Raw genomic sequence first — 14,135 nt, forward strand, 5'->3', positions numbered from 1 at the left:
GAGCTGGTAGTTGCTCGTTGAACTGCCAACAGCCGTTAGCACTTGCGTGGGCTAACGGCTGTTTTTTTGTACAGCGCATTTGCACATCATGTACATCATCTATATGGATTATTATCTTTCACTCTGACTTCTAATCATATGAAGTACTACACGTAATATAAAAAGCCTTTATCTGTTGATAAAGGCTTACTTGTTGTATTCGATTGGTATTCGATTGGTATTCGATTCAATACAGATACAAAGCTTATACACTCACCAGATCGCCGACTCGCTCTACGATCAGTGGCACGACTTTGCCTGCGTTTACATCAATCAGTCCGTGATCGGTAATTTTAAGAGCCGGGCTGACAGGCAAGGAGTGCGTGCTAACGGACATGATGGGATTGTAGTGTTTGTATCCAAGCCCTCTCATCGCGGATACGAGCTGCTCCACCTGTACAGCCGTCTCTTCCAGCGGCGCTTCGGTCAGAATACCGCCCACTGGCAAATCCAGTGCCGCCTGCACACTACCATCTCCTGCCACGCAGAAGCCACCCTGCACGCCAACGACATGATTAGCCGCTGCCAGCATATCGTCCACCTGATGTCCCACAACAAGCAGATTGTGATTATCGTGCGAATAGGTCGTTGCAATCGCGCCGCGCTGGATTGTATCGCCGCCGATCAGCCCATAAGCACGATTTCCGTTTTTGCCATACCGCTCAAAGGTCGCAATTAACCCATACCCGCTCTCCTGCCAGCATAGCCGCTGATTACGCACTGGAATATCTACCAGCCGTTCCTCGGTAAACGTGGATCCGTCCTTGACGATCATCGCCCGGCAGCGGTACAGCCCATCCTGAATCGGTACATGCACATCCAAATCCTCTGCTGTCAGCGAACACAATTGTACACTACGGTAAAAATGCGCTGGGAACTGCTTGTCCTCTACGGTTTGCAGATAGCTGTCGCCTTCGCGATACACCAGGTGCCCCTTTTTATACACTTCGTCGATTACAAATTCATTCACATCCGACAGCAATAGGAAATCTGCCACCTTGCCCGGCGATACCGTTCCGCGGTCGGTCATCTTCATCCGACGCGCCGGGGTAAAGGTCGCCGCATAGATCGCATCTTCCGGGCTCATACCCATATGAATCGCTTTGCGCACGATATGATCCAGATGCCCTTCCCACGCTAATCGGTCGGTCATCACATCATCGGTGACAAAGCAGAAATGTTCCGCTACATCATGACGGATTACATACTCCATCACTTCCGGCGTCATCGACTTCTCCTGCAATTCGATAAACATGCCTGCGGCGATGCGCGCGGTCATGCCTTCAATACTCTGATGCGTATGATCTGAATCCACACCAGCAAGCATAATACGATGCAGATCCAGATCAAGCAGCTTCGGCGTGTGTCCCTCAATAACCAGATGCGGATAGCTCTCTTTGACATGACGCAAAATATGATTCGTTTTGCAATCTGGATCACGGATCACATCGACATAGTTCATAATTTCGCCGAGACAGGCAATATTGCCCGATGTCATCAGCTCGTCGATATCCGCAATTTCAATAGAGCCGCCAGTCGTTTCTAGCGGTGTCGCCGGGACCGAGCTTGGAATCCCGTAGAACATATCGCAGACGGTATTCTGGCTGGCAGCCATCATTTCCTGCACACCTTCGATACCGAATACATTCGCCATCTCATGCGGCTCCGGTACAATCGTAGTTACGCCGCGCCGAATAATACCATGGGAAAAGGTCGCTGGTGTCACCATCGAGCTCTCGATATGCAGATGAATATCGATCAGACCGGGGATCAGGTGTCGCCCCTCTCCCTGCACGGTAACTGCCGCTGAGAAGCGGTGGGAATCGCCATCGCCGATATAAGCGAATTGACCATTCTTCACCGCCACCATGCCATGACGAAACTGCTTGTAATAGCTGTTGAATACCTTTACGTTCGTGATCAGCAGATCTACTTCATAGGAACTCATAGCTTCACCATCACAATCTTGTCTGCCGGAAAATGAACCCCGACCTGCATACCCGGCGCTAGCGGCGCATCCATCTCCTGATTCACGGTGAACATACCGAGCGGTGTCTCCACTTCGTACTGGTAACTGCGCCCCAGATACGTACTCACTTTGATCGTACCCGGCAACGTATTGACCGGTGCAGTCAGCGATTGTCTTGCCTGTTCTGCTGCAACTAGTTGCAGATCATCTGGACGAATCGCGCCTTTGTACTTATCTGCTGTCGATTGTCCGGGCTGCAACGAAGCGGCAAAGCCATATTCGCCCGCCGTCCATTCTAATCCCTGCACGCCTTGACGCGTATCACCAAAATCAAGGAAATTGTTAAACCCGATAAACCGCGCGACATATTCCGTTTTCGGATACTGATAAATGTCTGACGGTGCACCCAGCTGCTCAATCCGCCCAGCGTTCATAATCGCCACACTGTCAGAGATGGAGAAGCATTCTTCCTGATCATGCGAGACATATACCGCCGTCATGCCTAGCTCCTGCTGCAAACGACGAATCTCCACTCGCATCGTAACCCGCAGATTCGCATCCAGATTGCTCAGTGGTTCATCAAACAGCAGCAGATCCGGCTCAATAACGAGCGCCCGTGCAATCGCGACCCGCTGACGCTGCCCACCGGACAATTCTTGCGGAAACCGTTTCTCAAATCCGTTCAGATTGACGATTTCCAACATACGCAATACTTTAATTTTCACTTCTGCTTCCTTCAACTTGCGTAGCCGCAATCCAAAGGCGACATTATCGTATACCGAAAGATGTGGGAACAACGCATAGTTTTGAAATACAAAGCCAAAATTACGTTTGCTCACTGGTAGTCTTGTATAATCACGTCCGTTGAATAGGAACTTGCCATCCTTCGCTTCCAGAAATCCGGCGATCAGGCGTAACGTTGTTGTTTTGCCGCAGCCGCTCGGACCGAGCAGAGAGAGCAATTTGCCTTCTGCCAGTTCTAGATCAAAATTTTCAAGAATCAGGTGGTTGTCATACGCCACCGATACTTGTTCCAAGTTGAGTAATGCCATAGCCGTATGCCTCCAATAGATGTAATCCGGCATCGTTGCCAGCCGGTATGCTTATAGTGTTGTCTATTCCGAACGAATACGTCAGCGTTTGGTAAAATACGATAGTCCGCCCATCAAGCGTTCAATACCGAACATGAGCAGCACGGTCAGCAACATCAATACGACCGAGATTGCCGCAATCGTTGGGTCAAAGTAATTTTGTACATACGTCAGCATCTGGATCGGTAATGTACTGATTCCCGGACCGGTCATGAAGACGGAAATGTCCACATTGTTGAACGACTCCAGAAAGGCGATCAATACCGCTGCCATAATGCCAGAGCGAATATTCGGCAGGACGACCTTGAAAAAGGTTTCGACCCGACCTGCACCAAGGCTAATCGCCGCCTCTTCAATCGCAAAGTCAAAGCTCGACAAGCTGGAGCCGACGACCCGAATAATGAACGGCATCATAATAACGGTATGCCCGACCAGCAGCCCGGTGTAAATCGGCAGATGATACATAACGAGCACATATTTGAGCATCGTAAACCCAAGCACGATGCCGGGAATTAATACTGGCGACAGGAAGATTGCATTCAGCAGATCGCGTCCTTTGAACCGATAACGGCTGAGCGCATATGCCGCCGGAATGCCCAGCACGAGTGCTAGCAGATTGCCAAGCAGTGAGATGATGATCGAGGTGACGAAGGTTTTTGGGAACATGCTCACTTCCCATATATTCTGATACCATTTCAGTGAGAAGCCGTCCGGTGGAAACTTGAGTACTGTTCCTGGACCGAAGGAAGTCACCGAGATAATAACGAGCGGTCCCAGCAGAAATAGAAATACAAGCGTGCTGAAAATCGCCAGTCCGTAATGTCTTTCTTTCATGCTAGGCTCACCCCTTCGGATTCAATTTCACAGCTGCCTTGTTCATCAGGGCAACAATGATTAGTGTAATGACAATCATAATCGTAGCGATGACGGACGCTAGATACCAGTCATTCAAGGTCATCGCATTTTGATACAGAAAGGTGGAAATGACCCGCTCTTTCCCGCCTAGCAGCGCCGGGGTGGTGTATGCAGTCAGACTGCCGACGAAGACGAGTACACTGCCGATGATCAGACCGGGAATGGTGAGCGGGAACAGAATTTTGCGTAGTGCGGTAAAGCGAGATGCACCCAGACTTTCCGCGGCACGGATCAGTTCGTAGTCGACATTTTCCATCACGCCGACCAAGGTGATGATGATGAGCGGCAGGAACAGATGCACCATACCGATAATCATCGCTGACGGTGTGTACAGAATCTCCAGCGGCTTGTCGACGATACCGATGCCAGTCAGCAACTGGTTCACTAGTCCATTGCGTCCGAGGATGATCATCCAACTGAACGAACGCACAACCGGGCTAGTCAGCAGCGGGAAAATCGACAGCGCCAGCAGGATTGCCTTCGGACGTTTGCCCAGTCGGGATATGTAAAAGGCGACCGGGTAGCCGAGCACGATACAGATCAGTGTGGTCAGCAGGCTGACTTTGAGTGTAGTCAGCAGGATTTTATTGAAATAGGCGTCTTTGAAAAAGTGCAGATAACCGTCCAGCGTCGGTCTGCCTTCCTGTACAAAGGTGGACCCGATCGTCAGAATGATCGGCACCAGCATGAAGACGGTCAAGAATAGCAGACCGGGCAGGAGCAGCCAGTAGATGTGCCTTGATTTGGTCATGGTGGGGGCGCTCCTTGAATTTAGTTGATTTGGCGGGATTGCAGTACATACGCTGCGGGAAGGGATAGGGGAACGTCCTCCGGTGGAACGCGGGAATCTTTTGGAGTAGGAAGGAATGAAGATTCCCGCGCTCCAAGGTCGTCCTTATCCCCCTATTCCCTTCCCTCCGCTACGTGCTGAATCCCGCTTTGGGTGGTGTAGCAGGGTAGAGATTAAAATCATTTTGCTTTGGGGGTGTAGCAGGTTGATTGGTTTGTTGGTTGTGTTTTGATACTTTACTGGTTTGCAATTTTTATAGACTTGGGTTTTGGTAAGGCTATGGGCTTGAAGTTGTTCGTCTGTAAATAAAGTGTTCTTGTGTCTTTTTGAATATTCGTTCATTGTATGAATTGATTTCGGGTAATACTTTATTTTTTTGTCGTCTATTATTTCTATCGTTGCGTAAAGTTGTATCTATTTCTTAATAGATGACGGTGTCGTCACTTTCTCTTTGAGAAATACTTTGTATCGAATGTTCTTCTACAACCTGCTTAGAGCGCTTAGGAAGTAGTGGAAGAATTCGATGTGGTCTACGTTTAGGGCGACTTGGATGTTGGGGTGTTTGCCTAGACGGTTTTGGAAATCGCAGACGGTTTGACCGTCGCAGAGGTCGCTGTTGGTTTCGACGTCGACGTGGTAGGCGGTTGTGCTTACCAGTTTGGGATTCAGGGCGGCGGCTACGGCTAGTGGGTCGTGCATGGCGCAGGCTTGTACGCCGTTGCGTTGTTCGTAGCGTTGCATGTAATCCGATGTGCTCTGACGGACGTAGGCGGCGATTTCCGGTTTGGCGGTGCGTGCTAGGGCAGCCAGATGGTTGCGGTCGAGCAGGACGCGCCGGGTGACGTCGAGCGGGATGAGCACGATGTGCTGGAATCCGGCAGCGAAGACTTGTTTGGCAGCTTCGGGATCGACGTAGATGTTGTATTCGGCTGTTGGTGTGATGTTGCCATACTCATTGACAGCGCCGCCCATGATAATCACTTCGCGGACGTATTGCGGTAGATCGGGCTGATGCAGCAGGGCGCGTGCCAGATTGGTCAGCGGCGCGGTCATGATCAGGGTAATCTCGCCGGGGCGGTTCATGACCTGCTCGATCATATATTCATGCGCGGGTTGCGCTTCGGTACTACGCTGTACGTCCATATCTTGTAGCGCGCCGCCGATGCCGTCGTTGCCATGCACGGCATGTTCAAATGTCGGTTTCCGCACCAGCGGCGCGTTAGCACCGCGGTAGATGGGAATGTTGTTATGCTGAATGAGCTGTGTGATTTTTAACGTATTGATCGTTGCCTGTTCCAGCGAGACGTTGCCGTTGACAGTCGTAATGCCAAGGATGTCACAATCGCCGCTGCCAGCAGCTAGCATGATGCCGAGTGCGTCGTCGATCCCTGTATCTACGTCCATGATGACGGTACGTTTGTTGGTTTGCGTATCCATAAGGTGAAGGTTCATCCTTTCGATATGGGAATCAGCGATGGAGATCAGCCGCCGATTTCACGGTTCCAGCGATCCGTCCATGTTGGCATATTGTCGTTGACGAATTTCATATCAAGTTTGCGCAGACTTTCGATCACGTCAGCGCCGTATGTTAGTCCTTGCGCTTCTTCGTCAGTCAGGACGACCTGCGTATTGACCGGAGAATCGACTTTGGCTTTGGCGGAAGCTTCCTGCACGTCTTTGCCTAGCTGCCAGTCGATAAATTGTTCTGCTAGCTCTTTGTTGGCACTGCCTTTGACGATGTTCACGGTGTTGATAACGGCATAGCCACCGTCTTCCGGTGAGACGAATTTGGCGTTCGGTACAGCTGCTTGAATATCTTTGAAATACATTTCCATAATCGGTCCGCCAGCAATCTCGCCCTGACCGATCATATTCACGTATTCAGACGTCTGGCTATAGTATTTGACCACACTGTCGTTCAGCTTGGTCAATTGTGTGAAGGCGGCGTCTTCGCTAAATTGTTCATTGCCTGCGGCACGGGAAGCGGCGTCGACCATCATCGGACCAGCAGTGGCAGTAATCGCTGGCATCGTCAGATTGCCTTTGAATTCCGGTTTCCACAGATCAGACCACGATTTCACTTCGCCACTCACCATATCCGGGTTGTACGCGATACCAAGCTGCGCGACGGTGTAGGCAGGACCGTACTGGTCGCCATTGGGTGCTTTGGCAATGTCGTAAATATTGTCAATGTTCGGGATTTTGCTACGGTCGATGGTGTCGAACAGTCCTTCGTCGATGCCTTGCTGCGCATAATAGTCGGACAAGTAGATCAGATCGACGTTAGAACTGCCCTGACGAATCTTGTTCAAACGCTCGGCGTTATTGCCTGTCTCCAGCACGATGTCAACGTTATGCTCCTTTTCAAACGGTTCAAATACCGATTGTTGCAGGAAATCTTCGGAAAAGCCCCAAGTCGAGATCACCAGCTTCGGCTTGCCATCACTGCTGTCAGAGCTATTGCTTGTACTGCCTCCTGGTCCGTCAATCGTCGTGCCGCAACCAGCCAATCCTACGCCAGCCAGCGACAGCGCCAGTATTCCACTCATCCACGTCTTTTTGAACATTGTCAAATCCCCCTTTAAAATGATCCACCGTATTGTGCTTTCCTATAAAAAACAAAAAAGAAAAGTATTCTTGTCAGAGAACAAGAACACTTTTCTTCGATAAACAAAGGAAAAGCGGTACCCGTTGCAGCCTGTGCCATGCGGTCAACCTTTAAGATAGATCAAAAAGGAAAATCCGCCAGCCAGATCAACATAGCGCAAAGCGTTATTGCGCCTGAGGTTCCTTCACCAGGATCACATTCGTAAATGCCCACTGGGTCGGCGCGTCATAGTCACGCAAAATCGCTTCAATATTCAGTTGCATATCCTGCTCCAGCTTTTCGCGGAATTTGCGCTTATATACCATCGACAAGCGAAAATCCACTTCCTGCTTGAGCGCCAGGTCTTCCCCTTCCAGCGCTGCCGAGCGCGGTGAGCGCCGGTGTCGTGCCTGAAAGGTAATCAGTCCATCCTCCACGGTCACACGCAACAGCGTCGTTCCGTAACCGAATAGTTCCTTGGATACTTCGTTATACAGCTGTGCCATCCGTTTCTTGGACTCGTTATGGTCCAGAGGTAGAGGATTCATGTTATCACCTTCGCCGGAAAATGTCGTACATTGTCGTGTACTGACCCTGTCATTATACATAAATTAATCGGTACAGGCAAGACAATATCATTTTAAAATTGAAAATATGCTCCAAAAGCGAACATTACATGTAACTATCGATAGTTACAGTCAATAACGCGCTGGTGCTGATTTCTTCGCCAGCTCAATCATATAATCGGCAAACGCTTCTGGATCGGTATCGTACACGAGATTGACTGGACGACCGTCTGGCTGTTCTACCGTTCTGCCCTGCGATGGACCGTCCGGGATGACGATGCAGTTGATCGTCTTTTTGCTCACCAGCTCTGGTTTGCCAATCGACAGCGTTGTCAGTACATCCCAGAAGTAGTAGGTGGAATTGTTCTCCATATGCACTAGTGGCGGGCAACAAGCATAACAGTTGCCGAGGAAATCAACACCTTCGTACCGGCGTTCGGATGACCAACGCTTGCGGATTTTCAGATCGAGCGGTACTTTGATCGTACTTTCCAGTGCAACCAGATCGATCTCGATGCCGCTTTGCCATACACGATGCGCCGCTTCCGGGTCCCAGAATACATTCCATTCGGCGGTGCCGTCATGCTCTGGCTCATCTACATTACCACGTTCAAAGCCGCCGCCCATCCAGACCAGCTTCTCGATCTTGTCTTCAATCTCGGGCGCTTCATCCAGTGCACGCGCCAGATCGGTCAGCGGACCAGTGAACAGCAGCGTTGTTTTACCTTCGGTTTGCAGCAGTTGCTGGATCATATGACGATGTGCGGGAAGTTCCGACAAGGGCGCTTCCATGTTGCCAGATTCGTTCAGGATTGGCAGGGCATCCACGTAAAACGTATGCATGCGCCATGCTGGTGGAAATGGATTTTTGCCGCGCGAATTGGATTTGGCAGTTTCCGGTGCATATGTTCCGAAACGGTCAATGATTTTGCGGCTTGCATCAGCACCCGGCTCCAGATAGCCGTCGGCTGGAATGACCGATACACCAGTCAATTGCACATTGTCCATTTGTAGCAGCATAAACAGGGATACCAGATCATCGACACCGGCATCATGGTTAAAATATACGGATTTGGTCTGTGACATTGCGTTTGATTCCCCCAATTTTGTTTGCTCAATCAGTCCGCAGCTGTGCCTGTCGCAGCCGCTTGCGAGATGGCAAGCATTGGCAACGGACGGCGATCCAGAAGGCATGTCGTTCCGGCAATCAACGCCATACGATCAAGGCGTACTGCCAGCATGCCATACGGCTTGTTTCTATTATGAGGGAAGCTTGCAGGATGTTCCACAGTCATTTACTGGAAGCTGTGCATCTCATCCATTGCTGCTGCTCGTTACATCTTCCGGTTCACCAACGAGAAAGGTCAGCTTGCCCGGTAGCACACCGAGCTTACCCGGTGTTTGCAGATAAATCTCGCCATCCGTATCCGCTGCCATCGGCTTGTCAGTGATCACATGCAGCCGCGAGGTACGGATATACTGAATGTTGTCATTTTGCGGCGCCCATTCGCCCGGCACTTTGCGACTGAGCAGCTCACGCAGCAGCGGCAATCCTGCCTCGCGAATCACTAGCACATCCAGCAATCCATCCTGTAGCGATTTGTCGTGAAACGGCAGCGGATTGGTGCCGAGATAGCGTCCATTTGCCGCATAGATCATCACTGCTTCGCCGGACAGCTCCCCATCGTCATGCTCCAATTGAAAACGAAACTGCTGTGCCGTTCGCACGGTTTGCAATGTACTGAGGAAATAACTCAGCTTGCCAAATGCCCCTTTCATATCCGCGTTAATATTTTGCGACGTTTCCGAGATCAGCCCAATGCCATAGAAATTCGTAAAATAATGCCCGTTCGCCGTACCGATATCCAGCGTGCGCGTATGACGCAATATTAATGCTTCCGCTGCGCGCTGTAATTGCTGCGGCATAAACAGCGCACGCGAAAAGTCATTGCAGGTGCCGCCCGGCAGCACGCCGATTACCGGCGGATGCTCCAGATCCGCCAACCCATTAATACACTCATGCACCGTACCATCGCCGCCAAAAATATATACCACATCATACTGCTCCCCCAGATCACGGCATAGCTGCTTCGCTTCGCCCGGTTTGGACGTACGTCGTACATTCAGTTCTGGCAGCTCCGGCGACAGAATGCCAAGCACCATACCGAGCTGCCCCTCATCAACCGAACCGGCATTGCCGTTATAAATAAAAAGACCTTTATCGTACATCGTATAACCCCCATTTTGGATCATTGGCAGATAATAGCGCACCGATGATATGATTTTTTACATGATTTTGCGACATTGGCGTATATTTTGCGTGCCTTGTTGCGATATAATGGAAATTGTTCGTTAAATCTGGCTTTTTTGCAAAAAATCGATTCAATTTTACGTTTTATTGGGTTTGCAAGTGTTTTTATGCTATAATTTATATAGGTAGATTATCATTATGATTTAAAGATAAAATGTTTGTTGAGTAGTTCGATAAAGCCGCTTCCGGTTACAGATTTGAAGCCCTACAGAGACAGATATTGCAGTAATCCGGCGGTCGGTCACTTGTTCGCTGATGTCACTTTCGTAATCCGGAACTCCACGCAGCGTTATGGAATTAATCAACAATCCTGCCAAACTACTCCGGAAATGAGGATTGTGTATGCCAAGAAAACACCGTAAAATGTCGTTGACTCAATTGCTAGCCAAGTTTATCTTTATCACGACCGGCGCCGTTCTGATGGCGGTAGCACTCGAAATTTTCCTAATCCCCAACAGCGTGATTGATGGCGGTATTACCGGTATCTCGATCATCCTGTCTGAGCTGAGTACGATCCAGCTTGGTATCTTCATCTTCATCATCAACGTGCCGTTCCTGATTATCGGGTATAAACAGATCGGTAAAACGTTCGCCATATCTACCCTGTACGGTATCGCCGTCATGTCGTCGATGACCGCGTATTTGCACCATGTACCAGCACTGACCGATGATAAAATGCTCGCCAGTATGTTCGGCGGCGTCATTCTCGGCTTCGGGATTGGCCTTGTTATCCGCTTCGGCGGTTCATTGGACGGAACCGAGATTGTAGCGATTCTGTTGTCTAAGAAGTTCCACATGCCGGTCGGTCAGATCGTCATGATTATCAATATCTTTATCTTTACCGCGGCAGGCTTTGTATTCGGCTGGGATTCCGCAATGTTCTCCATCTTCACCTACTATATTGCCGCCAAAGTGATGGATATCGTGGTGGAAGGTTTGGAAGAATCCAAATCCGTTACGATCATCTCGCAAGAATACAATGAGATTTCCCAAGCGATCATGGATCGTCTCGGTCGTAGCACTACATTCATGTATGCCAAAGGCGGATACTCTGGCGAAGATACGCAAATGATCTACTGCGTCGTCAGCCGTCTGGAACTTGCCAAATTGCGCAACATCGTACACGACATCGACCCAACTGCATTCCTTGCTGTTGAGCATGTGAGCGAAGTGATCGGCGGCAATTTTGAGAAGAAAAGTATTCACTGATTCCGCGTTAGCCGCCGTATGATGAACTGTGGAGTAGAAACGTTCTATTAACCATAACCCAATCGATACGGTGTCTGATTCAATAAAAGAAGCTTTTTCTCGGTATAGAGAAAAAGCTTCTTTTTTCATATGTAAAAGGGGACTTATTGAAAATAACAGATTGATATGATGTAGACTACATTAATTGGAATGCAATTTTGAACTTGCAACTCCTGTAGTCTACTTATTAAAACTGCCTTATGCTTTCGTATCGTATAGAACCAGAACTTTTAAAGGATGAATAGTTCCTTCTGCCAAATCAGCAAAACATTGAATCAAGTCCTGACTTTTTACAGTTAGCTCGAATATTTCGCTTAACGGAACTGTATATTTTCGGAGATTATCGAAATACCACTTCGCATGTTTTTGATAATCCCAGCCGTCGCTTGAAGCGACAACCTTCAATTCTTTTTCATGAAATTCAGGTCGCAACTTAAATGGTTCCTTATTTCCATCAGAAAGAACGCAAATCGTACCTTCCTTCACAACGGCACATTGAAGAATTTCAAATGCCTCGTTTGCGGCAGAACATTCTACGCCAAATTCATAGTGATTAATGGAACATTCATTTCTAGTACGGAAAAGCTTTTTAGCACCTAATTCTAATGCAAGTTCTCCCCTTAAATTATTTGATTCTAATACGTCAATTTGTTCAATCCCCATATATTGGCTTAAAAAATGTACCGTTAATAAACCCATCGTTCCCATGCCCGTGACCAATATTTTGTTATGTGGATCGGGGTTGAGTTTTAGTACACCTTTTGCAGCGTCACAGGATAAGATAGCTAGCAGAGCATCTTCAGGTGAAAAATCTGCTGGAACAGGTATCACTCGGTCTGCTTGAATTACACCATAATCTTGATGTCCATATGAAGCTAATACGCGGTCTCCCACTTGTAGTGATTCTACATGCTGACCGACCGATACAATCTCTCCAAAATTTTCATAACCAGTTCCTTTCGGATACATCGGTGCTTGATCCGACACATCACTTTCTAAGTATTGAGGAAGTTCAGCACCTATACTAATTGCCCCGGCAATCGTTCTAATCAATACTTCATCGTTTCCAAGATCTTTGATTTCACTTTGGCACCATTTCAAATCTTTTTTTCCATATAATACGAGCGAATGCTTTTGCATAGCAACCCCCATCCAATCTAGGTACTGGTTCAACACAAATGAACAACATGGATCTCGATATTCTTAAACAAGTTACTGCTGTTCCTCATAGGCTCTCACTTTTTTTGTAAAAGTTATGCGAGCAATATGTAGAGCTTTGAACGTAGCGATCGCTGTGATCTCATCTGTCTGTCATGCTTGGTACATCCATACGAAATTCTCGCCTAACTGGATAGCGCGATGACCAAATTTTAAGCCATTCGTTTAGGCAACGGTAATGCTTTACTGCTACCGAATCAAGTTCTTATTCCACTCTGTGTAAGCCAGCAAACTAAGCATCTAATCTTCCAGAAGCTATTTGACTTCACTCATGTCGCAGAATTCCCTGCTATCGAACAGCTCAGAATTATCTAAATAACGTCTGTTCAGATTGTTGCATATGATTACTCTCTCTAGATACACTTATAGTAGAGCAACACATAGTCGTATAGCATATTATCCCGATCCCCGTACAATCAGCTTTTCACAATAATCAAAACAGCATATACATAGGAGGCATCACCATGTCTGAAGATCATACGCACATCAATCGTAAGCCAACTACATTACAGCTCTCTCTCAATCATGAGCAGATACGCCAACTAATGCAAGCCGATCCTGTACTAGGGCGATTAATCCAACTCATCGGACCGCTGGATATTCCACTACGTGCGGACCCCTTTATGTCGCTCGTCTCGTCCATCATTTCACAGCAATTGTCTGTCAAAGCTGCCGCCACCATCTGGGGGCGTGTTGTAGAGCTATGCGGCGATCGTATGAATGCTGATAGAATCAGCGAATTGAGCGACGAGCAGCTGCGCGAAGTCGGCGTATCTATGTTCAAAATCCGCTATATCCGCGATTTGTGCCATCATGTACAGGAGGGCATGCTACCGCTAGAACAATTAGATGAGCTATCTGATCAGGAAGTGATGAAGGCGCTGATCGCGGTCAAAGGCATTGGACGCTGGACAGCGGAAATGTTTCTCATTTTCAGCCTTGGTCGTACGGGGATTCTCTCCCATGGCGATGCCGGATTGCAACGCGCCGCCCGCTGGCTGCATGGCATGGAGGAACGCGAAGATGGCGGCTACACCCAGCAGCACGAGATCAACTGGACAGCACATCCAACCGCCGCGTCCATTTACCTGTGGGAAGCGATCAATATCGGCTGGGTCGATTCGGGCAAGAGTTTTGCCGATTACGATGTGCCGGATGATTCTACATCCTAACTCAGTGGGCTAAATAATCCAGTGGAAGCGGAGAATATACCAGCGAATATACATAGATATTCCGCTGCTCATATGTAAGGATATCGTCTCGTTGATCATATTAATCCATATTCTCTACCCTCTTTCCATCCTATCCATCACTTATGTCATCTACATCATCCACCTTATTGTACAGCAGCCTCTACCAAAAATCCCGCTGACCAAGCAGCACATAAGCTGTCAGTCAGCG

At 48.6% G+C, this 14,135-nt stretch carries 13 protein-coding genes; 2 read left to right on the top strand and 11 right to left on the bottom strand.

Annotated features, from left to right (window positions below):
• Nucleotides 1-244: 244 nt before the first annotated feature.
• From ACE3MZ_RS21535 to ACE3MZ_RS21580, 10 genes are all read right to left on the bottom strand, one after another.
• Nucleotides 245-1,987 carry an adenine deaminase C-terminal domain-containing protein gene (locus ACE3MZ_RS21535; protein ID WP_411344130.1) on the bottom strand — a complete coding sequence of 581 codons (1,743 nt, stop codon included), beginning with the start codon at nt 1,985-1,987 and terminating at the stop codon, nt 245-247.
• Nucleotides 1,984-3,060: an ABC transporter ATP-binding protein gene (locus ACE3MZ_RS21540; protein ID WP_411344131.1), complete on the bottom strand. Its 1,077-nt coding sequence runs from the start codon at nt 3,058-3,060 to the stop codon at nt 1,984-1,986. Before ACE3MZ_RS21540 ends, ACE3MZ_RS21535 begins: the two co-directional genes overlap by 4 nt.
• Nucleotides 3,061-3,141: 81 nt before the next feature.
• The gene (locus tag ACE3MZ_RS21545) at nt 3,142-3,933 is read right to left on the bottom strand and encodes an ABC transporter permease (protein ID WP_411344132.1); all 792 of its coding nucleotides are present in this window, start codon (nt 3,931-3,933) and stop codon (nt 3,142-3,144) included.
• A gap of 7 nt (nt 3,934-3,940) precedes the next feature.
• A complete protein-coding gene (locus ACE3MZ_RS21550) occupies nt 3,941-4,765 on the bottom strand; it encodes an ABC transporter permease (protein WP_411344133.1) in 825 nt (274 codons plus the stop codon).
• 519 nt (nt 4,766-5,284) lie between these two features.
• Nucleotides 5,285-6,241 (bottom strand): nucleoside hydrolase, encoded by a 957-nt coding sequence (locus tag ACE3MZ_RS21555; protein WP_411344134.1) that lies wholly within the window; start codon nt 6,239-6,241, stop codon nt 5,285-5,287.
• 44 nt (nt 6,242-6,285) lie between these two features.
• Nucleotides 6,286-7,371: an ABC transporter substrate-binding protein gene (locus tag ACE3MZ_RS21560; protein WP_411344135.1), complete on the bottom strand. Its 1,086-nt coding sequence runs from the start codon at nt 7,369-7,371 to the stop codon at nt 6,286-6,288.
• Nucleotides 7,372-7,576: 205 nt separating this feature from the next.
• A complete protein-coding gene (locus ACE3MZ_RS21565; RefSeq protein ID WP_411344136.1) occupies nt 7,577-7,939 on the bottom strand; it encodes a DUF2294 domain-containing protein in 363 nt (120 codons plus the stop codon).
• Between the two features lie 150 nt (nt 7,940-8,089).
• A complete protein-coding gene (locus ACE3MZ_RS21570) occupies nt 8,090-9,043 on the bottom strand; it encodes a nucleoside hydrolase (RefSeq protein ID WP_411344137.1) in 954 nt (317 codons plus the stop codon).
• A gap of 32 nt (nt 9,044-9,075) precedes the next feature.
• Complete coding sequence (locus ACE3MZ_RS21575; RefSeq protein ID WP_411344138.1) at nt 9,076-9,252, bottom strand: hypothetical protein; 177 nt, start codon at nt 9,250-9,252, stop codon at nt 9,076-9,078.
• A 19-nt stretch (nt 9,253-9,271) separates the two neighbouring features.
• Nucleotides 9,272-10,186 carry a diacylglycerol/lipid kinase family protein gene (locus tag ACE3MZ_RS21580; protein ID WP_411344139.1) on the bottom strand — a complete coding sequence of 305 codons (915 nt, stop codon included), beginning with the start codon at nt 10,184-10,186 and terminating at the stop codon, nt 9,272-9,274.
• Between the two features lie 424 nt (nt 10,187-10,610).
• On the opposite strand from ACE3MZ_RS21580, the gene ACE3MZ_RS21585 reads away from it, so the two are divergent.
• Nucleotides 10,611-11,477: a YitT family protein gene (locus ACE3MZ_RS21585; protein WP_411344140.1), complete on the top strand. Its 867-nt coding sequence runs from the start codon at nt 10,611-10,613 to the stop codon at nt 11,475-11,477.
• Nucleotides 11,478-11,714: 237 nt separating this feature from the next.
• Here ACE3MZ_RS21585 and ACE3MZ_RS21590 read toward each other — a convergent pair whose 3' ends face one another.
• Nucleotides 11,715-12,656 (bottom strand): alcohol dehydrogenase catalytic domain-containing protein, encoded by a 942-nt coding sequence (locus ACE3MZ_RS21590; RefSeq protein WP_411344141.1) that lies wholly within the window; start codon nt 12,654-12,656, stop codon nt 11,715-11,717.
• A gap of 542 nt (nt 12,657-13,198) precedes the next feature.
• Here ACE3MZ_RS21590 and ACE3MZ_RS21595 point away from each other — a divergent pair.
• Nucleotides 13,199-13,906, top strand: coding sequence for a DNA-3-methyladenine glycosylase family protein (locus ACE3MZ_RS21595; RefSeq protein WP_411344142.1), 708 nt, complete (start codon nt 13,199-13,201; stop codon nt 13,904-13,906).
• Nucleotides 13,907-14,135 lie beyond the last annotated feature (229 nt).

Source organism: Paenibacillus sp. WLX1005 (genome assembly GCF_046603685.1).
Lineage (GTDB): Bacteria > Bacillota > Bacilli > Paenibacillales > Paenibacillaceae > Saccharibacillus.